A 19,169-nucleotide genomic window follows, 5' to 3' on the forward strand; every position below is an offset into this window, starting at 1 on the left:
ATTACACCAATGCCGGGGGGAGTGGCCCTCGGGCTACGCCCTCACGCCACTCCCCCCGGCATGTAACACGATGGCCTGGTTTTACGCCGCCGAATGGCCGACTTTTGCTCCGCCGTTGACACGGGTGAATGAATCGCTCGGCCCGATGGCGGGCGACGAACTGTTGATCACCGTTGCGAAGCGCTTGAAGTCCAGCTTGCGGCAGGGCGATGTGCTGGCCCGCATCGGCGGCAATGACTTTGCAATATTTGCACGTCTTAACAATGGTTTATCTGACTCTCTTCATATCGTGCAGAGAATTCGGGAGGCTCTGAGTTCGCCGATCCGGCTGAGCGATCTCCAGATCCGTGTCGATTGCGCGATCGGCTGTGCGCTGTCGATCAACCTGGATGACGACCCGGACGATGTCGTGCGCAAGGCGCAGGCCGCGGTGAAGATCGCCAAGCGCAGCGGCAAGGTGGAAATCTACCGCAACGGCGTGCTTAAAGAGGCGCAGCGGCGCTTTTCGATCGAGAGCCGGTTGCGTGACGCACTGGCGCAGGGCGGGCTGACCCTTGCCTACCAGCCGCTGATCCACCTTCAGACCGGCGAGATTACCGGGTTCGAGGCGCTGGCCCGCTGGGAGGATGAGGAACTGGGATCGGTGCCCCCGGTCGAATTCATCGCCGTCGCGGAAGAAAGCGGCCTGATCACGCCGCTGGGCCGCTGGGCCGCCTATGAAGCGGCCCAGGCATTGTCGCGTTGGGACGCGAAATTCGGCCAGGCCCTGCCGGTCGGCGTGAACGTCAATCTTTCGCCGATCCAGATGACACGGGACGATGTGGCGTCGATGTTCGAGGAGGCATTGCGCTATTCCGGCATCCATGGCAGCCGGCTGACGGCCGAACTGACCGAAAGCGCGATCGTGGCCGATCCTGACAAGGCACGCAAATTGCTGGTTGCGCTGAAGGATTTGCAGATGCCGATCGCGATGGACGATTTTGGCACCGGCTTTTCCAATCTGGCCAGCTTGCACAGCCTGCCGATCGACATATTGAAGATCGACCGCAGCTTTGTATCCTCCATGCTGGAGGATCGCGACAAGGCGATCATCGTCCGCACCATATTGTCGCTCGCCGAATCGCTCAATCTCCGGGTCACGGCCGAAGGTATCGAGACGCAGGAACTGGCGCATGCCCTGCAAAAAATGGGCTGCTGGCAGGGGCAGGGCTATTATTTCGCCAGGCCGATGGCCGAGGCGGATGCCTATGCCTACTGGCGCGCGCGCTGGAATTTCGAAACGGTCTGATCGGCCAGTTCGGCGACCCGTCTCGCATCGGGGAAGTCCTCCGCCACCCAGAGCTTCTGCACGGCCTGCAACGCCCTTGCGACATCCGGGCCGGGCTGAAGCCCGCGTGTAATCAAGGCGCCACCGCTGATCGGCAGGACAGGCGGCGTCCAGCCCGCAAGGGACGCCAGCGTATCCAGCGACTGGCCCGGATCCAGCAGCAGCCGGTCGATCGCGCCCTCCACGCCGACCCGATAGGCCAGGGCACGCGGTGTTTCATCCCCGACAGCCGGTTCCAGCGCCACCACCATGCGCTTGCGCGCCTTGTTGGACAGTTTCAGCCGGGCGCCGATCTGGTCCGCCAGCGCGGCATCCGGCGGCAACAGTGCGGCCAGACGGCGCAATGCCGATCCTGCCACGCCGCCTGCGGCCTCGCGCGCCATCAGCATGTCGACCCGGTCGACGCCCGCCATCGTCACTTCGGGCAGGACGGGCCGCAATATGCCGCCCTCCACCATCAGCCGCAGCGCATGGACCGGCGACGCGACCCCCAGCAATTTCATCAGTTCATCGGCAATCCGCTCGCGCGACAGCGCCATCAGGCTGTTGGCGGCGGCGACACATGCGTCATAGGCGCACCTGTCCACTTCGTTGTCACCATAGCGCGCCAGGAACCGGAAATAGCGCAGGATGCGCAAATGATCCTCGGCGATGCGCGCCGATGCATCGCCGATGAAACATAACCGGCGCGCCTCCAGATCGGCCAGGCCGCCGAAATAATCGCTGATCACGCCACGCAGTGGATCGGCATACAGGGCATTGATGGTGAAGTCGCGCCGCGCCGCATCTTCGCGCCAGTCATCGGTATAGGCGATGGTCGCGCGGCGGCCGTCGGTGCTGACATCGCGGCGCAACGTGGTGATCTCGACCGGGCCGTCGGGCAGGATGGCGGTGATGGTGCCATGGTCGATTCCGGTCGGCACCGCCTTGATCCCCCCGGCCTTGAGCCGGTCGACCACCGCATGCGGGTCAAGCGTCGTGGCGATATCCAGGTCATTGACGGCCAGGCCGAGCAGCGCGTCGCGCACCGCCCCGCCGACGAAGCGCGCCTTGCCCTGTTCCACGTCCAGCGCCGCGAGCAGCGCGTCCAGGCCAGGACGATGCCGCCAGTCGGCGTCAGGCAGCAGGATGGTCATGGCCCAGCCTTCGGGAAAGATTGGCAAGAATGGCGGCAGTAATCCCCCATATGCGGCGATCCTGCCAGAAAATTTCATAATAGGGCCGGATCGCTCCGCCATATTCGACCTCGCGCCTGACCCGGTTGGCAGGGTCCAGCGCAAAGGCCAGCGGGACTTCGAACCAGCTTGCGACCTCGCTTTCCTGCGCCCGCAACGGCAGGTCGGGCGGGATGACCCCCAGCACCGGCACGATGTCGAAGCCGGTGAAGGTGCAGTAGCGGTCGGACGTGCCGACCACCCGAACCGCTTCGGGGGGCAGGGCGATCTCCTCCTGCGCTTCACGCAGGGCGCCGGCAATCTCGTCCGCGTCACCCGGATCGACCCGGCCACCGGGAAAGGCGATCTGTCCGGCATGTTTGCGCAAATTGGAGGCGCGCTCGGTCAGGATCAGGCCCGGTTCCGGCCGGTCGGTGATCGCCACCAGCACTGCGGCGGGCGCCAGCGCAATATCCTCGACAATACGCGGGTCGCGCATGTCGGACAGGGATAATTCTTCCCGGCGATGGCCTTGCTCCAGCGCGGCGCGCAGCCGCTCCACCAGGGTCATGCCAAGCCGTCCAGCGGGAAGAAGGCCCCCTGGCTCCACAGGCCGACCCGTGCGCCATCCTCATCCAGCGCCAGGTTCATCAGTTCATAATAGACGCTGCGGGCGACCAGCGCCTCCAGCCCGCCGCGCACATGCAGATAGGGATGGGGGCCATCGGGCGTTTCCCGCAGGGTCAGGATATGGTCCGGCCCGGCCGTGACCAGATCGCCGCTGTTAAGGCGAAAGACCAGGCTGCGGGCGCGGCCTTCGCCCTCGCTTTTCAACTCCACCGCGACGAAGGGGGCATCATCGACGGCGATATCGAGCTTTTCGACCGGCGTGACCAGCACATGGCTGCCGTCCGGTTCCCGCCGCAATATGGAGGAAAAGAGCCGGACCATCGTTTCCCGGCCGATCGGGGAACCCTGATGAAACCAGGTGCCGTCGCGCGCGATCCGCATCTCGCTGTCGCCGCAATGGGCGGGGTTCCATTGCTCCACCGGCGGCAGGCGCTTTTCCGCTGCCAGCCGCGCAATGTCGGCGAGCGAAAGGGTGGACAGGTCGGGCAGGGGCTCCATCGGCATGAAGCGGAGATAGGGGCGACTATGCCCGAAGGCAAAGGGGTAATTCAGGTCATGACGGTGGCGCGCGGTGTCAGCATCCCGACGCCGCCGATCACGCCGCCATCGACCGACAGCGCCAGCAGCCGCCTTTTCTCGAACGGGCCGGGCGCATCCCAGCCATTGGTGCCATCAGCGCTAAAGCCCCAGAAGCGCCCATAATATTCAGGATCGCCGATCATCATCAGCGGATCGCTGCGCTGCGCCCGTGCCGCTGTGACCACGGCATCCATCAGCGCACGGCCATGGCCCCCCTTTTGATGGGCCGGATCGACCGCGACCGGACCCACCATGATCAGGGGCATTTGCCTGCCATCGGCCTGGGTCAGCGCCACGGGCCAGCTTTGCAGCGACCCGATCAGTGCGCCGTCCGCATCGACCATGGCGAAGGAAAGGGCAGGGAGCCAGGGCATCCCGTGACGAATCCTGTAAGCGGTGCGACCATGGCGATCGATGCCGAACGCCGCGTCGAGCAGATGCTCGATGGCCACATCGGGCTGACTATCCAGGGGCATAATGTGAGACACGACTTGCCGTTCCGCCATCTATGGCGCATGGGGCAGCGCCGGAAGCGGGGCTTTAGCGCCCGCTTTGCAAAATGAAAGTTTAAATTGGCCCACCCGCACGGCACGACATGGGCCTTATGTTGGCGAACTATGCAGACCGGATTTGACGATTTTCTGACGCTGGAGGTCAATAATCTGCACGTTGACGTGCTGACCGGCATCTATTCGGAGGAGACGCACCTCCCCCAGCCCCTGCGCATTTCCATTCGCGCGCGGCTGCGAATCGCCGATCATTACGATCAGGATACGCCGCTCAACCAGTCCAAAAACTATATGGACCTGAAGCATGCGGCGTCGACGGCGCTGCCCGAAGGCATGCATTTCACCCTGATCGAAGCCGTTGCCGACCATATCATCGATACCATCATGATGCAGGACGACAAGGTCAGCCATGTCGAGGTCAAGATCGTCAAGCTGGCCCTGAGCGAGCGCGGCGAGGAAATCGGCATCACCCTGGGGCGCGGGCGCAAATAACGCCGCCGCGTGGCTTATGGCGCCCGCCTGCGCGGGCGCAGGTCGCGTCAGCCCTTCTTGATCAGCCCGATCTCGATCAGGCGTTCGGTCAGATAGTCATGCGCGCTGATCGGCGGATCACGGCGTGGATTGTCCGCGCTCACGCATTGCGGCAGCGCGTCGATCATGAAATCGGGGCGCAGGTGCAGGAAGAAGGGCATGGAATAGCGCGAATGCCCGCGTCGTTCGGGCGGCGGATTGACGACGCGATGGCTGGTGGAGGGCAGCATGTGGTTGGTCAGCCGCTGGAGCATGTCGCCGACATTGATCGCAAGCGCACCCGGCGGCGGCACCACCGGCAGCCAGTCCCCGTTCCGGTCCTTCAGTTCCAGCCCGCCTTCCTCCGCTCCCAGCAGCAGGGTGATAAGGTTGATATCCTCATGCGCGCCCGCGCGCACGCCTGGCGCCTGGGGCGACACCGGCGGATAATGGAGCAGGCGAAGGATCGAATTGCCATTCTCGATGGCGTCATCGAACCAGCGTTCGGGCAGGTCCAGGTAAAGCGCGATGGCGGACAGCAATTGCGCGCCGACCCGGTCGAACTCGCGATAGAGGCGGGAGAATAGCGATCTGAACTCCGGCAATTCGCCGGGCCAGACATTGGGCGGCATGGTCGCCGCCAGCGGATCGCCCTCCGGCAGGTCGCGGCCGACATGCCAGAATTCCTTCAGGTCATTTTCGGTCGCGCCCTTGGCGATTTCCGTACCGAAGGCGGTATAGCCGCGCTGGCCGCCATTGTCCCTGGCACTGTACCGCTGCTTCACCGCTTCGGGCAGGTCGAAGAAGCGATGGGCCATGGTCCAGGCTTCATCGATCAGCCCCATGTCCATGCCATGATCGCGCACCATGGCGAAACCGAAGCGTTGAAAGGACTGGCCGAAAGCCTGGGCGAACGCCAGCTTTGGCAGTTCCGCCATCGACAGGACGGGCACCTGGGCCAGCACCGATTGCGACACGTTGCATCTCCAAAAATCGAAAAGGGGCACACCGCCTTATATGAGGTCGCCCGCCTGTGGACGCATCCTTGATCGCGGCGAGCCGCTGTTGCAAGGAGGCAAAATGAATTACTGGCTGATGAAATCGGAACCCGATGTCTTTTCCTATGATGACCTGGTCGCCAAGGGGAAGGCCGAATGGGATGGCGTGCGCAATCATGCGGCGCAGGGGCATATGAAGGCGATGCGCAAGGGCGACCTGTCGATCTTCTACCACAGCAATATCGGCATCGAGGCGGTGGGTATCATGACCATCGTGGAGGAGGCCGCGCCCGACAGCACCGACGATACGGGCAAATGGATCGCGGTCCATGTCGCCCCGCACCGGAAACTGGACAAGCCGGTGACGCTCAAGGCGATGAAAGCCGACTCGGCGCTGGCCGATATGGTCATGCTGCGTCAGTCGCGCCTGTCGGTTTCGCCGCTGACCAAGGCGCAGTTCGATCATATCGTCGCCATGTCAAAGGCTTAATGGGATAGCGTCAAACATGATTGCATATGATGCAATCGGTGTCGCATTTTTTGCGATTGTCGCGTTGCAGGCACGCACCATAAGTCGGGGTCGAGAAAACAAGAATATCAGAGGTGTTTGATCGGCATTCACAAGGAGTTTACCCATGCGAATGCTGTCCCAGTTCATTGCCGCCGGCGCGCTGAGCGTCATCGCCGCCACCGCTGCCCAGGCCGAAGAGGCCCCCAAGCAGCGTTTCACCCATGAAGGCTACACCTATGTGTACCAGGTGAAGGATACCAAGTCCGGCAAGGTCATTTCCGGCCGTCGTTTTCCCGACGCCGTCGCTTTCAACCTGGCCGTGAAGAATGGCAGGGTGTCGGGTGTATCGGGCGGCCAGCAGGTCGTGTTCGACGTGAACGACGCGCGCGGCGCATCGTCGAACTAAGGCAAGCAGCCGCAAAGGCAAAGGGACGGCATGCGATGCAATGCCGTCCCTTTTTCATATGTGGTCCGCTATGGCATCGGCGAGCCGGTGCCTTTGCCGGATCAGCGGCAACGACGCTTGCTGTCTATTTCCTTGCCCAGCAATGCGCCGCCGGCCGCGCCCAGGATCGTGCCGGTGGCGCGGTCGCCGCGCGTATCGATCGCACGGCCAAGCAGTGCGCCGCCGACACCGCCAACGATCAGGCCAGTCGTACCGTTCGACTTGCGGCAATAGGTGCGCCCGTCGCGGCCGCGCCATTCCTTGTAGCGATAATGCTTACCGGCCTGGGCTCCATCAGTGGGAACCGCCATCGACATCGGGATGGCCAGCGACACGGCGGCCAGGGCGAGCAGGGCTTTACGCATATCTATCTCCTCCAGTAGCGTAATTTGGCGATTTAACCCCTGCACCTTGATCGCGGTTGCATGAACCTCGGGCAACAGCGCAAGTGTCTGTTTATAAACCTGTAAAAATTGAGGCGAAATGATGCGTGCGGACGATCAGGCGGATGGGCGGGCATTGATCGCGGCGCTGGACCTGGCGCCTCATCCTGAAGGGGGATGGTATCGGGAGACATGGCGCGGCGCGATCGGTGCCGATGGCCGGGCGAGCGGGACGGCCATCCTCTTCCTGCTGGAGGCGGGGCAGCGCTCGCACTGGCACCGGGTCGATGCGGAGGAACATTGGTTCTGGCACGCCGGCGCACCGCTGATCCTCTCGGTCGCGGCACAGGGGCAGGCCGCCACCGACCTGCTGCTGGGGCCGCAGGTGCTGAACGGCCAGATACCGCAGGGCAGGGTGCCGGCCCATCACTGGCAGGCGTCAACCCCGCAGGGCGGCTGGGCGCTGGTCAGTTGCACCGTGACGCCCGGCTTCGATTTCGCCGGTTTCACGCTCGCGCCGCCACTCTGGTCCCCGCCTGGGTAAACTTATCCACAGCTATCCACAATTTTGCGGCATGCCCTGTCATCAGATTGTCGATTTCGCTTGGAGCGACTCGCGAATGGTGAGACGATCCCTATATCGAGATGATCGGAAGCGGAGCGATCCAATTCCATAAATGACCGAGAGATCAGTTATTTACCGTCGGATCGATGGTTTGACGGGATGTGAAATTCGCAAGAGTGACGCATTCTGAACAAACAGGCCGCTTGGAGCCGTTGCCGGGTACGCGCGAAAGTGAACGTCGGGCATCGGGGATGAAGTGACCAATCGCACCGGCATGGCGGCCCTTGGCCAAAAACCGGAGCATTGCCTGTTCAACGGCCTCGCCCTGAGGCTGGAGAACAGGATACGCCGGGCCGATGATCGCATCCTGCCAGGGACGCGGATCGCATGACCCGACGGAAGTGGGGACCGGCAGCAATGCCGGCCCCCATTTTGCGTTGGGGGCGATAGCGATCTGATGATCGGTTAAAGACTGCAAGATGGTGCGGGGCTACAGGATTCGAACCCGTGGCCCCCTGATTGCAAATCGAAATCAGAAAATATTCTAAAAGTGTCCGATTTATAATTATTTGGCTGGATTTCATGCCCTTGCAAGGCGGCGGGTGAGGAGTTGAACGGATGCGATGAAGAGCCATGCCGTTGTCGATCGATGATTTGCTCGAAGTCCCTGGTGAAGTGGCGATTTCGATTGGACCATGCCAGCGTGCGTTCGACAACCCATCGGCGGGTCAGCAGCTCGAAGCCTTTGGCGGTGTCTAGCCGCTTGATGATTTAGCTTCGCTGGCCTTCGGCTCAACGGTTCACTTTTCCAGTTATCGCAAAGCCTCGCGAAGTTTGTCGCGAGCATGACCGCGATCGGCAAAGACGTGCCGCAGCCATGGGAAGCGTTGGATGATTCGCGCAGCGTTATCGGTGCACCCTCGCGGTCCTGCATGTCAGCGGTGTGGATCACCGCATCCACCAGTTTTCCCTTGGTGTCAGTCAGGGTACGACATTTTTCAACTTGGTTCAGGAGGCCCTTTCGTCCTTTGACCTTCTTGCCAGCGTCATGGTCGCAAATGCCTCCGCTTTCCGTGGTTCTGATGCTCTGACTGTCGATCACACCTGCTGATGGCGATGCTTCCCGGCCCGTCATCTCGCGGCATGCCATAAGCAAATATCGTTCATCGTCAGCCACGGGCCGGTGTCGCGCCAGAGGTAATATCAGCGCCGCACTGTCGAGACAGGCGGAAAGCATGGAGGCAGTGGCCTGCCCTCCTCCCTAAAGCGTCCCTCATTTTGACGTAGGGACTGACTACAAGGAAGGAACTAGACGTATGGCATTGCATCGACCCCGCAAAGCCCCAGCAGAACGGCTTTATCACGCTCGACGAGCTTGTGCAGACAAGCGTACCGGAATATTCAACTGCAAGCCTCTGGTTATGATCGAGGGACTGCCGGGGGCAGGTACAATGGACATAATCTACTGATGTAAATCATATTAATTTCAGATGAGACACTTAATGATGGTGTCCTATCCTGTGATAGTGCCCTTGATCTGGAGATCGTCGGGAAATTTCAATGATCTGCCGCAACGTCCGTGATAGGCCGCCCCGACTAGGCGCTTTACTTGACCAGCGATGCGACAAGAAGTTTGGCGGCACGATGAGCCGCCCGGCTTCTGTCGGCGCCAAAATTCATGGATACAAAAACGGTGCAGCCCTCCGAGAGCTGTGAAATGGCAAGAGCGATGTCGCGACGCGCGCGTTTTGGTGCATCGGGGAAGATCGCTTCGATTTCTTCTATGATTGCGTGCTCAATAGCCCGGTAGATGCCGGAAACCCTCCGATCAACTGCTGGATTTCGATTTGCCAGCACGCCGAGTTCTTCGAGGGCGATTGACAGATCAGGCTGATGGAACGTCCCATTGAAAAGCAGATCGATCAGCTTCTCGGCGCGGTCGTCACGCCCCGCCAGAGCCATGTTTGCTTTAAACTGCTTCAGATATCTAAGAGATATTTCGTCAGCCGCTTCAAGGACCAACTCGTCGCGTGTTCGAAAGTAATAATGTAGGGTTGAACGATCGAGACCCACCCGTGCCGCAACTTCTCCCATAGTCGACTGATCGAGACCGCGATCGATGAGGCTATCGATGAACGCCGATATGATTTCGCGGCGCTTCTCTTCATTAGCTTTGGTGCCAGCCCTGCGTCGCAATCGTTACCTCCCGCTATCAATATATCGAAGCCCCTTCCATGCAGTATCCAGCCGGAAAATCAAGCTCTCGCACTGGAACTCCACTCCCTGTCGCGTTCGATCTCTCCGATCAGTGTTGAAGAGGTCGGGTCTGTCGAAGCGCGCCAGCACAACCCGTCACGGTTCACGGAATGTGCCCGCCCAGCACCCGACGATCACCAGCCAGGGGCTTGTCGCGGCTCTTTGGGAACAAGGGCCATCTGCTCGTCTGTCAGCCAGTACAGGATGCTCAAATCCAGTCTCTCCAACGGTAGCGTGAATCATATCCCGCCAATTATATCCATGGATCCTGAGCCAGGGATGAGCACTACAAAATGCTTGGACATGGTTTCAGTGACGAGCCACTCACCAACAAAGCCGGCTGGAACGATAAATTCGTCGCCCAGTCCAATTTCGGTTTGCGTTCCGCTCTCATCAATCACAGCACCCTTTCCTGACAGAATACGGCAATATTCATATTCATCGTAGGATACGCGCCAACGGCCCGGCGTGCATGTCCACATGCCCGCTGATATGCGACCGTCTTCGCTCTCAACAAGCGTGCGCACTTTTGCCACGGGCGTGCCAGAGACAATCCGGTCGGGGTCAGGGCCGGCGTGTTCCATAGGACCGTCGATCGACGAGAATGCGAAAATCGTGGGCTGTGCCGATTGCGTCGGCAATTTTTGGTCAGTCATGAGCACCTTTCAAGCAGTATGGTACATCGAACCTATAGATGAGCCTCCGTGCCGCCAGAATGTTCACGAGGAGGCCCCCGACCATCTGACGGCATCATTTCCGATTCTCATGTCATCGTTGGCATGACGAAATCGGCACCGGCGCAAATGCCCTTCGGCCATATCGTCGTGATGGTTTTCAGCCGTGTGTAAAAACGAATCCCCCCTGGACCATGCATATGATGGTCGCCGAATGACGATGCTTTCCACCCGCCAAAGCTATGGAATGCCATGGGAACCGGGATCGGTACGTTTATTCCGGCCATGCCGACGTGGATCGCATGCCCGAACTCACGGGCGCTATCGCCGTCACGGATAAATATCGAAGTCCCGTTGGCGAACTCATGGTGGTTGATGATCTTTGCCGCAGATGCAAAGTCGGGTACGCGCAGCCAGCGCAACCGGGAACATCCACATCGGAACCATGACCGGAAAGTCGAATGGCGTTATGCCTGCCACCACGCCAAGGCGTTGACGCAGAGCGTGGCTATCTACTCCGCTCGCGAGGTTTCCCGTGATTTTTCCCTTTAGCAGATGAGGAACTGCGGTCGCGAATTCGATTACTTCCAGGCCACGTTGCACCTCGCCTCGCGCGTCCGAGAGGACTTCGCCATGATCGAGAGTAATAGCCCCTGCGAACTGGTCACTATTCTCCTCGTCAAGCCGTTGGAATATATTGAGGATGCGCGCGCGACGCAAAGGCGTGGTGGAAGCCCAGGCAGGGAAGGCCGCCTTTGCCGCATCGATGGCATTCTGTACGTCCTGGGCGTCGGCTAAAGGAACGCAAGCCGACTGTTCGCCCGTCGCCGGATTGAATACTGGGGAGGTGCAATCGCCTCCGCTGTAGCTGGGCTTCCCGCCGATAAAATGAGGTATTTGTTCCATGGCTGCAAATGCCTCAGGTAACTCGCGACAGTGCTGACTGGATCGTCGTCACAATCCGGTCGATGTGGTTGGTGTCGACAATCAAGGGGGGGGACAGAGCGATGGTATCGCCGGTCGTCCGGATCAGCAGGCCCGACTGGAAGCAATCGACAAAGGCATCATAAGCGCGTGCACCAGGAGCATCGATACGAGGGGCCAGTTCGATCCCGGCGACAAGGCCGATCGTGCGGATGTCGATCACGAACGGCGCGTCCCTCAGGGTCTGGATCGCCGTACGCCAGGTATCCAGCACTGTCGCCTCCCGGGTCAGCAGTCCTTCGTTCTCATAGATGTCCAGTGTCGCCAGGCCTGCTGCGCACGCGACGGGATGACCTGAATAGGTGAAGCCATGGAATAGCTCGATGGCATTTTCCGGTCCGACCATCAGCGCGTCGTGCACATGACGGCCGCAGAATACGGCCCCCATAGGAATGGAGCCGTTGGTAAGCCCCTTGGCGGTCGTGATGATATCGGGTGTAACGCCGAAATAATCAGCAGCGAAGGGTGCACCGAGCCGACCGAAACCGGTAATGACTTCATCGAAAATCAGCAGAATGCCGTGACGGGTTGCGATTTCGCGCAACCTTTCCAGATAGCCACGTGGCGGCAACAGGACGCCGGTTGACCCGGCCACAGGCTCTACAATGACTGCCGCGATCGTTTCGGCGCCGTGAAGTTGTACCAGGCGCTCCAGATCGTCGGCGAGTTCCACGCCGTATTCGGGCAGGCCGTCGCAAAATATGTTGCGCAGGGGATCATGGGTATGACGTAGATGATCGACACCGGGCAGGGTCGGGAATGCTCGCCGGTTGCTGACCATGCCGCCCACTGAGATGCCCCCGAAATTAACGCCATGATAGCCGCGCTCACGGCCGATCAGTCGGGTGCGGGTGCCCTGACCTATGGCTCGTTGATAGGCCAATGCGATTTTCAGTGCTGTTTCTACAGATTCCGATCCTGAACCCGTGTAAAAAATCCGGTCAAGCCCGGCAGGTGCGATCCGGGCGAGGCGGTCTGCGAACACAAACGCATCCGAATGACCCATCTGAAACGGGGGCGCATAGTCCATCTTCTGGAGTTGGCGATAGACGGCTTCCGCGATTTCCTTGCGACCGTGGCCAGCATTGACGCACCAGAGCCCCGCAGTTCCGTCAAGTACCTCGCGGCCATCGTCGCTGCGGTAAAACATGCCGCTTGCTTCGCTCAGCATACGCGGATTCGCCTTGAACTGTCGATTCGCGGTAAACGGCATCCAGTAAGTGTCGAGCGGGACAATATTGTTGTTTGACAAGGTGAGTTCCTTAGCAAAATGAGTGGATTGATGCCCAGATTTTACGGTAACGACACCGAATTCACCGGAAGGCACGTATGATGAGGTTGATTACAGTCCGATCCTGTCCCGCATCGAAAACCACAACATGGCGAGGGTGTGGAGCGGTCCCCGGAGAGCTGTGCCGCCGGGGAAGGGGGGCGGGTTAATCGACCGGAAAAGGTCAAGGCCGCGGCTGTCGCCGTCGATTGCGTCTGCCAGCAGGCGTCCGGCAAGTGTGGACAGGATCGTGCCCATGCCCGAATAGCCATGCGCCCACAGGACCGGTCCATTGCGTCCCAAATGTGGCAGCCTTGTCCGGGTCACCGACACCAGTCCACCCCAGGCATGATCGATCGTAATTCCCGAAATTTGCGGGAAATTCTTTTCAAGAAACGGTCTCACAAACGCTGCCATGTCGGCCGGAGGTGAAGTCGTGTAACGTTCGCCGCCACCAAATAATAAACGACCATCTGCCGTCATACGATAATAGTTCACGACAAATTTTGTATCAGAAACTGCGCGATCGTTTCGTATTAATGTAATTTCTTCGGGTAATGGCGAAGTTGTAGCGATATAATTTGCAATGGGCATGATATATCGGGAAATATTACGATCCAGATCGCCGAGCAGAGAATCTCCGGCAAGAATTACGTATTTCGCTTTTATATAACCGTGCTCAGTCTGGATTTTAGTCTCGACAGAAGACCGGGACAGCTCGATTGCGGCAGAATTCGAGTGGATGCGCGCACCTGCGGCGATTACAGCTTTAGCCAGGCCAAGTGTATAGTTTAGGGGATGCATATGCCCGCCGCCCATGTCCAGCATCCCACCAACATAAGGTCGTGCGACCTCCTGTTGCATTGCAGCGTGATCGATGATCGATGCGTGCGGATAGTCCATGACCTCGCGCATGCATCGTACTTCCTGCTCCAGACCGGGCATGTCGCTCTCTCTAATCGCGCCCGTCAAATGGCCTGTCAGTCGCAGATCGCACTCTATTCCTTCGTCCTGGATTAATTTCACGACCGCATCGCGCGCGCTCGTGGCCAAATCGAAAAGCTTGCGGGCATGATCGGCGCCGTATTTCCTGACCAAATCAAACGCAGACATACGCAGGCCGGGAATGATTTGGCCGCCATTGCGGCCTGACGCTCCCCAGCCGATCTCGCCGCCTTCCAGCACGATCACGGAATATCCGGCGCGTGCCGCAGCCAGCGCTGCAGCCAGGCCCGTACAGCCTGCTCCTACCACCGCCACGTCGGCTGTGGCTGCTCCCGTCAGGCGAGTTGTTTCCAGTGGCGGCGTAGCTGTCGCTGCATAATAGGATTGAGCAATTCCGAGCTGACTGTTGAATGCGCCCACGTCGCCTACGCTTTCAATAAGAGGTGATCACGTTCCCACGAGCTGATCACGCCTTGGAAATTGTCAATTTCCGCACTCTTGATTGCGGAAAAAGCCTCCAGAAATGTGTCGCCGAGAAGGTTTCGTACCGGCGTGCAAAGCGCAAGGCGCTCCATGGCGTGTTCCAGTGTTCGCGGCAAAGTGCGGGCATAGTGATAGGCGTTGCCTGTTACCAGTTCATCCGGCTCGATCCGATCCTGAATGCCCAACCAGCCGGCGATCAGCGTTGCGGCGATGGCAAGATAGGGATTCGCATCGGCACCAGGCAGCCGGTTTTCAATCCGGCGATTTTGAGCGTCGTCGATCGGTACGCGCAGCCCACAGGATCGATTGTCAACGCCCCATTGGACATTGATAGGCGCAGAATGATCGGGCAGCATCCGTCGGAAGCTGTTGACCGTTGGGCCGAACAGAGGAGCCATTTCAGGTAGATAAGCCTGAAGGCCGCCGACAAAATGGCGGAACAGTTCAGTGTCGCGACCATCTGTATCCGAAAACTGATTCACACCATTCGAATCGATCATCGACATGTGCAGGTGCATGGCGCTGCCCGGCTGTTCGGCCATGGGCTTTGCCATGAAGGTGGCATAGACTCCGTGACGCAGTGCCGTCTGGCGCACGATGCGCTTAAAAACGAGTACTTGGTCGGCGAGTGCGAGCGGATCGCCATGATGGAAATTGATCTCCAGTTGCGCCGTGCCTGATTCATGTATCATTGTGTCAAGGTGCAGCGAAGCTATCTCACTATCTTCATAAATCGCTTCGATCAGATCTTCATATTCGGTGAGCGATTCGAGTCCGTAAGGCTGTGGCGAAGTTTCCGCCCGCCCGGAACGTCCCGGTGGTGGCACCAGGGGCAGATCAGGATCGGTGTTGATCGTTGTGAGATAGAACTCCAGTTCCGGGGCAACTACTGCGGTCCAGCCGCGGGTTGCGTAAAGATCGATTATACGCATCAGGATGTTGCGAGGCGAAGCTTCCCATCGTGTTCCATCAGGCAAGCAGGCATTGGCGAAAACATAAGCGGTCGGAGTCTTGAATCCTGGCGCCACACGCAAAGTCGACAGATCCGGCTGGATGAGCAGATCAGGATCCTGATAGGCGCGTTCATCTTCACCGGCATAATCACCGGTAATCGTCACGGTGAAGATACTGCTGGGCATCCGCAGTGTTCCGGCACGTTCAGACTTGATGAACTTCTGAGCCGGAAGCACCTTGCCTCGCAAAACGCCGTTAATGTCTGGAACAAGACACTCCACCTCAGCGATATTGTTGTCCTGAATCCACTTTTCAAAGTTATGCATTTTCCGGCTCCCCGCCGCATTTCAAGCTTGATGCATCAAATGATGTGCGGTCGCTGGCCGAGGTGAGCGGCACGAACGTGCTGCGGTATCGGACCCGTCGGCGATTTCATCATCGTCTGGCTTTACACGACCTTCCACCGAAACCGATATTTGTCAACTACCCTGTTGGTCAACAGATCAGTTGACAAATATCGCTCCAGGCGTTCACTGGGGATCTCAGCCATCATGGGAATGCCAATGTCTCTAAATGTCCCTCCTTCGGTCCTGGATCGATATCGTGCAATCGAACAGGCTGAGTTGCCGGCCACCCTGCTCGAACTGCTGGCGCGTGCCGAACGACTTTTCGGTGATGCGTGTGCGATCGACTTTTTTGAGCGTGGAAACGCAATGTCGTTCCGCGACTTGGCCAGAACCGTTCGCCGGTTGGCGTCCGGGCTTTTGGGGGCGGGCTTTGTCAGGGGGGACCATGTAGCGGTGCTTTTGCCCAACCGGATTGAATATGCAGTCACATGGCTTGCTCTTGCACAGATCGGTGCGGTGATGGTTCCGCTAGTCTATGGTTCTACTGAGCGGGAAGTTTCATATTTCCTGGCCGATGGTGATGTTACAGGTCTCGTTATCGATCATGGACTCATGGCGGAACGAGGCCTGAAGCCGGGACATGGTGAAATGCCTCCATCGGAGCGGATCGTTGTCGTCGGGGGTGGAGAGGGCGATTGTCTGTGCTATGACGAACTGGTCCGCAATGGAGATCCTGATTTCGTGGTGTCGGTTGTGCCGCGCGCGGAAGATCTGATGAATATTCAGTACACATCTGGAACGACGGGCCTGCCCAAGGGCACGATGCTCAGTCATCGCTTCTGGATCATTGCCGGTGTTGTCCCCACCCTCATGTGGGGCCTGGAATTTCGGACGATCCTTTCAGATCACCCATTCTTTTACATCGATCCGCAGTGGATGCTGGTGGCCGGGCTGTATACCGGCGCGCGCGTCGATTTCGCCAACGGCATGAGCATAAGAAAATATGTCGATTGGCTTGCGGATCGGCATACGGAACTTACCTGGCTTGCGGATCCAGTGTTGGAGCGTGATCCTCATCCTCGTGAAAGCGATGTTTCGATAAAACTCTTTCTTGGCTATGAGGTCGGGCCGGCGATGGTAGAGGAAGCTCGCCGTCGCTTTGGTGCGCCGACGCGCGAGTGCTACGGCATGACGGAGATCGGCATGGGCCTGGCTGTGCCGCTGGAGGTGGATGATCCCAGCGCAGCTTCGACCTGTGGGATTCCGGCTCCGTTCCGGCGGTTTCGTATCGTTGACGCCGATGGGCATGACGTTCCGGATGGGGAAATGGGGGAATTGCTGGTCGGGGGCGAAGGCATTCTCCATGGCTATTATAACCGGCCCGAGGCCACGGCTGCGGCGTTAGTGGACGGCTGGTATCGAACAGGCGATCTGTTCATACGCGAAACCTCCGGGTTTTACAGGATCGTTGGCCGCTTGAAGGATATGGTGCGTCGATCGGGTGAAAGTATCGCTGCGGCAGAAGTGGAACGCGTGCTGGTCGAGATGCCTGAAGTCATCGATGCGGCAATCGTGCCCGTTCCAGACGATCATCGCGGTGAGGAGGTAAAGGCATATATCGTCTTGGCGAAGGGCGTTGAGAAGATTCGGCCGGAATCGATTATCGAACATTGCCAGAAGCGACTTGCCCGGTTCAAGCATCCGCGATTTATCGCATTTGTTGACACGCTCCCAATGACAGAAACAGGAAAAGTCGCTAAGAACAAGCTTATTGCGGGAGCCTCTAATCTTCGTGTTGATGCTTACGATGTTGTCGAAGGGATCTGGCGATGAGCATTTGTCAGGAAGATATTTGCTTTACATCTGCTATTGATTTGTTGCGCCTGTACGATTCGGGCGAGCTGCGACCGACAGAAGTTGTTCAGATAGTGCTGGACCGGGTCGAACGGCTGGATCCGCTTGTTCACGCCTTCATCACGCCCACGCCTGACGTCGCGTTGGAGGCCGTGCGTGCGGCCGAAGTACGGCGTTCATCGGGTTTCGTCCCATTGCCGCTCGACGGCGTTCCCGTCACCGTCAAGGATTTGACCGATACGGCCGGGATCAGGACCACATATGGCGATCCCGAAAATTTGCATCATATTCCGACGTTTGACCCTCCGATGTGGGCGCGGATCAAGGCTGCTGGCCCCTCTCTGATCGGCAAGACCTCGACTCCACCATATGGATGGCTGGGTGTGACGGAAAACGAGATCGTTGGCACCACCAATAATCCTTGGAACCGCGAGTGTGTCGTCGGTGGGTCGAGCGGCGGAGCGGCCGCTGCGCTTGCGTCTGGGCTTGCGCCGGTCGCCACCGGAAGTGATGGCGGTGGATCGATCCGCATTCCGGCGGCGTGCTGCGGTGTTGTCGGGCTCAAGCCGTCGCATGGTCGCGTTCCGCGCGGGCCGGAAGAAAATGCGTTCTGCACTGTCGGTGCGGTTGGACCGATGGCCCGAACCGTTGCAGACACTGCGCTCATGCTTTCAATCATGGCTGGGCCAGTCGAGGACGAGCCCTATATGCTGCCTGAAAAGGGGGTCGACTACGTTGCCAGCCTCAGGGCTGAAAATGTCAGAAGGTGCAAGATCGCTTATAGCCCCGATCTCGGTCGAGGGCCAGTTGATAGCGAAGTGGCGAAGGTGGTTGCCGCTGCGGTGTCCCGTTTCGATGCCGACTTGCAGTGCACTGTTGATTCTGTGCTCGTTAAGATCCCTGATCCGGTCGACTATTTCCGATCCTATTGGACGCCGGCACTTCGGCGTGTTGTGGTCGATATGCCAAATTTTGCCGCTACCTTCGCTCGCCATTACCCATTCCATCAGCGTTTGGTCGAGGGCTGTAAGATCGATCTGGACAAATTCTGGACAATAATGACGGAAGAGCGAGCCAATACATTCTCCGCAATCGCATCCATTTTTGCGACATATGATTATTTGATGCTACCGACGATGCCAACCGCCGCATTTCCGCATGCCGGCCCGCTTGGCGGCCCTGCCGTTATCGATGGGCAGTCGGTGGAATGGCCGGGTATTGAATTTCACCGTCTGACTGAACCTTTCAGTCATACCGGGCATCCTGCAATTTCGGTGCCTTGCGGTTTTACCAGTGCGGGCCTGCCGGTGGGGCTACAAATTGTTGGGCGCCAACGTGACGATGCCGGGGTCCTTCGGATGGCTGCGGCATGGGAGGCTATAGCGCCTTGGGCAGACCGACGCCCATCGCTCTGATCGGTGCACGCGCATCACCATTTCTACCCATGAGGTGCCGGGTCCGGACGTCAATGGAGCTTTCCCGGATGACGGCCAGGTCGAGCGGATGAACAGAACGATCAAGGAGGCAACCGTCAAGCGTTACCATTATGACAGCCATGCCCAACTGATTGTCCACCTTCACGATTTCATTGGCGCATACAGCTACGGCCGACGCCTCAAGAGCTTGCGTGGCCTCAGGCCCTACGAATATATCTGCAAAATCTGGGCATGAGAACGGCGGAGCAATATTCGACCACGGTAGCGGCGGGATAGTCCTGCTGCGGGCGGCGTAAAAGTCGTCCACCTTGAAGCCTTTCTGCCGAGTCAGGGAGGTGTGGGGATCTACAGCGTG

The 19,169-nt window shown here is 59.1% G+C and carries 20 protein-coding genes and 3 pseudogenes; 8 read left to right on the forward strand and 15 right to left on the reverse strand.

The genetic code is table 11. The features are described 5' to 3' along the window. Positions 1-118 precede the first annotated feature (118 nt). A pseudogene (locus tag Q4610_RS20180) lies at positions 119-1,288 on the forward strand (putative bifunctional diguanylate cyclase/phosphodiesterase); the annotation flags it as partial. Here Q4610_RS20180 and Q4610_RS20185 read toward each other — a convergent pair. The 4 genes from Q4610_RS20185 to Q4610_RS20200 are packed head-to-tail and all read right to left on the reverse strand — an operon-like array spanning position 1,252 to position 4,166. Further along, positions 1,252-2,463 (reverse strand): CCA tRNA nucleotidyltransferase, encoded by a 1,212-nt coding sequence (locus Q4610_RS20185; protein ID WP_304537667.1) that lies wholly within the window; start codon positions 2,461-2,463, stop codon positions 1,252-1,254. The pseudogene Q4610_RS20180 and the gene Q4610_RS20185 sit on opposite strands and share 37 nt — an antisense overlap. Then, positions 2,444-3,052, reverse strand: a complete 609-nt coding sequence (locus Q4610_RS20190) for a CoA pyrophosphatase (protein ID WP_304537668.1) — start codon at positions 3,050-3,052, stop codon at positions 2,444-2,446. The genes Q4610_RS20185 and Q4610_RS20190 overlap by 20 nt, the downstream gene beginning before the upstream one ends. Continuing rightward, entirely contained in the window at positions 3,049-3,615 is a 567-nt protein-coding gene (locus Q4610_RS20195) for a DUF1285 domain-containing protein (RefSeq protein WP_304537669.1), read from the reverse strand. Before Q4610_RS20195 ends, Q4610_RS20190 begins: the two co-directional genes overlap by 4 nt. Positions 3,616-3,659: 44 nt before the next feature. Continuing rightward, on the reverse strand, positions 3,660-4,166 hold the full coding sequence (locus Q4610_RS20200; RefSeq protein WP_304537670.1) for a GNAT family N-acetyltransferase: 507 nt from the start codon (positions 4,164-4,166) through the stop codon (positions 3,660-3,662). 141 nt (positions 4,167-4,307) lie between these two features. On the opposite strand from Q4610_RS20200, the gene Q4610_RS20205 reads away from it, so the two are divergent. Next, the gene (locus Q4610_RS20205) at positions 4,308-4,691 is read left to right on the forward strand and encodes a dihydroneopterin aldolase (RefSeq protein WP_304537671.1); all 384 of its coding nucleotides are present in this window, start codon (positions 4,308-4,310) and stop codon (positions 4,689-4,691) included. A gap of 47 nt (positions 4,692-4,738) precedes the next feature. Here Q4610_RS20205 and Q4610_RS20210 read toward each other — a convergent pair whose 3' ends face one another. Further along, positions 4,739-5,686: an isopenicillin N synthase family dioxygenase gene (locus tag Q4610_RS20210; RefSeq protein WP_304537672.1), complete on the reverse strand. Its 948-nt coding sequence runs from the start codon at positions 5,684-5,686 to the stop codon at positions 4,739-4,741. 103 nt (positions 5,687-5,789) lie between these two features. Here Q4610_RS20210 and Q4610_RS20215 point away from each other — a divergent pair, with 103 nt between their 5' ends. Both Q4610_RS20215 and Q4610_RS20220 read left to right on the forward strand, forming a co-directional pair. Next, positions 5,790-6,197 (forward strand): EVE domain-containing protein, encoded by a 408-nt coding sequence (locus Q4610_RS20215; protein WP_304537673.1) that lies wholly within the window; start codon positions 5,790-5,792, stop codon positions 6,195-6,197. A 151-nt stretch (positions 6,198-6,348) separates the two neighbouring features. Further along, complete coding sequence (locus tag Q4610_RS20220) at positions 6,349-6,624, forward strand: hypothetical protein (RefSeq protein ID WP_304537686.1); 276 nt, start codon at positions 6,349-6,351, stop codon at positions 6,622-6,624. 101 nt (positions 6,625-6,725) lie between these two features. Here Q4610_RS20220 and Q4610_RS20225 read toward each other — a convergent pair whose 3' ends face one another. Then, a complete protein-coding gene (locus Q4610_RS20225; RefSeq protein ID WP_304537674.1) occupies positions 6,726-7,028 on the reverse strand; it encodes a glycine zipper 2TM domain-containing protein in 303 nt (100 codons plus the stop codon). A 121-nt stretch (positions 7,029-7,149) separates the two neighbouring features. On the opposite strand from Q4610_RS20225, the gene Q4610_RS20230 reads away from it, so the two are divergent. Next, positions 7,150-7,590 carry a cupin domain-containing protein gene (locus Q4610_RS20230; protein ID WP_425262594.1) on the forward strand — a complete coding sequence of 147 codons (441 nt, stop codon included), beginning with the start codon at positions 7,150-7,152 and terminating at the stop codon, positions 7,588-7,590. Positions 7,591-7,735: 145 nt separating this feature from the next. On the opposite strand, the gene Q4610_RS20235 is transcribed toward Q4610_RS20230, so the two are convergent. The 9 genes and pseudogenes from Q4610_RS20235 to Q4610_RS20275 form a co-directional block, all read right to left on the reverse strand. Beyond that, entirely contained in the window at positions 7,736-8,089 is a 354-nt protein-coding gene (locus Q4610_RS20235; protein ID WP_304537676.1) for a hypothetical protein, read from the reverse strand. A gap of 102 nt (positions 8,090-8,191) precedes the next feature. Next, a pseudogene (locus tag Q4610_RS20240) lies at positions 8,192-8,862 on the reverse strand (IS5 family transposase); the annotation flags it as partial. A gap of 354 nt (positions 8,863-9,216) precedes the next feature. After that, the gene (locus Q4610_RS20245) at positions 9,217-9,807 is read right to left on the reverse strand and encodes a TetR/AcrR family transcriptional regulator (RefSeq protein WP_304537677.1); all 591 of its coding nucleotides are present in this window, start codon (positions 9,805-9,807) and stop codon (positions 9,217-9,219) included. Positions 9,808-10,106: 299 nt separating this feature from the next. Beyond that, positions 10,107-10,523 carry a cupin domain-containing protein gene (locus Q4610_RS20250; protein ID WP_304537678.1) on the reverse strand — a complete coding sequence of 139 codons (417 nt, stop codon included), beginning with the start codon at positions 10,521-10,523 and terminating at the stop codon, positions 10,107-10,109. Positions 10,524-10,630: 107 nt separating this feature from the next. Continuing rightward, the gene (locus tag Q4610_RS21885; RefSeq protein ID WP_304537679.1) at positions 10,631-10,963 is read right to left on the reverse strand and encodes an aldehyde dehydrogenase family protein; all 333 of its coding nucleotides are present in this window, start codon (positions 10,961-10,963) and stop codon (positions 10,631-10,633) included. After that, positions 10,905-11,447 (reverse strand): aldehyde dehydrogenase family protein, encoded by a 543-nt coding sequence (locus Q4610_RS20260; RefSeq protein WP_304537680.1) that lies wholly within the window; start codon positions 11,445-11,447, stop codon positions 10,905-10,907. Before Q4610_RS20260 ends, Q4610_RS21885 begins: the two co-directional genes overlap by 59 nt. A 13-nt stretch (positions 11,448-11,460) precedes the next feature. Further along, the gene (gene aptA, locus Q4610_RS20265) at positions 11,461-12,777 is read right to left on the reverse strand and encodes an omega-aminotransferase AptA (protein ID WP_304537681.1); all 1,317 of its coding nucleotides are present in this window, start codon (positions 12,775-12,777) and stop codon (positions 11,461-11,463) included. 90 nt (positions 12,778-12,867) lie between these two features. Then, a complete protein-coding gene (locus tag Q4610_RS20270) occupies positions 12,868-14,160 on the reverse strand; it encodes an NAD(P)/FAD-dependent oxidoreductase (protein WP_304537682.1) in 1,293 nt (430 codons plus the stop codon). Between the two features lie 5 nt (positions 14,161-14,165). Continuing rightward, a complete protein-coding gene (locus Q4610_RS20275; protein ID WP_304537683.1) occupies positions 14,166-15,503 on the reverse strand; it encodes a glutamine synthetase family protein in 1,338 nt (445 codons plus the stop codon). A 237-nt stretch (positions 15,504-15,740) separates the two neighbouring features. On the opposite strand from Q4610_RS20275, the gene Q4610_RS20280 reads away from it, so the two are divergent. The 3 genes and pseudogenes from Q4610_RS20280 to Q4610_RS20290 form a co-directional block, all read left to right on the forward strand. After that, positions 15,741-17,357, forward strand: coding sequence for a class I adenylate-forming enzyme family protein (locus Q4610_RS20280; RefSeq protein ID WP_304537684.1), 1,617 nt, complete (start codon positions 15,741-15,743; stop codon positions 17,355-17,357). Then, positions 17,354-18,793: an amidase gene (locus tag Q4610_RS20285; RefSeq protein ID WP_304537685.1), complete on the forward strand. Its 1,440-nt coding sequence runs from the start codon at positions 17,354-17,356 to the stop codon at positions 18,791-18,793. The genes Q4610_RS20280 and Q4610_RS20285 overlap by 4 nt, the downstream gene beginning before the upstream one ends. Positions 18,794-18,863: 70 nt before the next feature. Beyond that, positions 18,864-19,049 (forward strand): annotated as a pseudogene (locus Q4610_RS20290) (IS481 family transposase); the annotation flags it as partial. Positions 19,050-19,169 lie beyond the last annotated feature (120 nt).

It is taken from the genome of Sphingobium cyanobacteriorum, assembly GCF_030580935.1.
GTDB lineage: Bacteria > Pseudomonadota > Alphaproteobacteria > Sphingomonadales > Sphingomonadaceae > Sphingobium > Sphingobium cyanobacteriorum.

What these genes read in the sequence shown, in the direction of transcription:
- Q4610_RS20260 (WP_304537680.1), bottom strand. Translation starts at nt 11,447, where the DNA reads ATGGAACAAATACCTCATTTTATCGGCGGGAAGCCCAGCTACAGCGGA.
- Q4610_RS20285 (WP_304537685.1), top strand. Translation starts at nt 17,354, where the DNA reads ATGAGCATTTGTCAGGAAGATATTTGCTTTACATCTGCTATTGATTTG.
- Q4610_RS20230 (WP_425262594.1), top strand. Translation starts at nt 7,150, where the DNA reads ATGCGTGCGGACGATCAGGCGGATGGGCGGGCATTGATCGCGGCGCTG.
- Q4610_RS20275 (WP_304537683.1), bottom strand. Translation starts at nt 15,503, where the DNA reads ATGCATAACTTTGAAAAGTGGATTCAGGACAACAATATCGCTGAGGTG.
- Q4610_RS20220 (WP_304537686.1), top strand. Translation starts at nt 6,349, where the DNA reads ATGCTGTCCCAGTTCATTGCCGCCGGCGCGCTGAGCGTCATCGCCGCC.
- Q4610_RS20225 (WP_304537674.1), bottom strand. Translation starts at nt 7,028, where the DNA reads ATGCGTAAAGCCCTGCTCGCCCTGGCCGCCGTGTCGCTGGCCATCCCG.
- Q4610_RS20195 (WP_304537669.1), bottom strand. Translation starts at nt 3,615, where the DNA reads ATGCCGATGGAGCCCCTGCCCGACCTGTCCACCCTTTCGCTCGCCGAC.
- Q4610_RS20280 (WP_304537684.1), top strand. Translation starts at nt 15,741, where the DNA reads ATGTCTCTAAATGTCCCTCCTTCGGTCCTGGATCGATATCGTGCAATC.
- Q4610_RS20250 (WP_304537678.1), bottom strand. Translation starts at nt 10,523, where the DNA reads ATGACTGACCAAAAATTGCCGACGCAATCGGCACAGCCCACGATTTTC.
- Q4610_RS20190 (WP_304537668.1), bottom strand. Translation starts at nt 3,052, where the DNA reads ATGACCCTGGTGGAGCGGCTGCGCGCCGCGCTGGAGCAAGGCCATCGC.
- Q4610_RS20200 (WP_304537670.1), bottom strand. Translation starts at nt 4,166, where the DNA reads ATGCCCCTGGATAGTCAGCCCGATGTGGCCATCGAGCATCTGCTCGAC.
- Q4610_RS20215 (WP_304537673.1), top strand. Translation starts at nt 5,790, where the DNA reads ATGAATTACTGGCTGATGAAATCGGAACCCGATGTCTTTTCCTATGAT.
- Q4610_RS20205 (WP_304537671.1), top strand. Translation starts at nt 4,308, where the DNA reads ATGCAGACCGGATTTGACGATTTTCTGACGCTGGAGGTCAATAATCTG.
- Q4610_RS20185 (WP_304537667.1), bottom strand. Translation starts at nt 2,463, where the DNA reads ATGACCATCCTGCTGCCTGACGCCGACTGGCGGCATCGTCCTGGCCTG.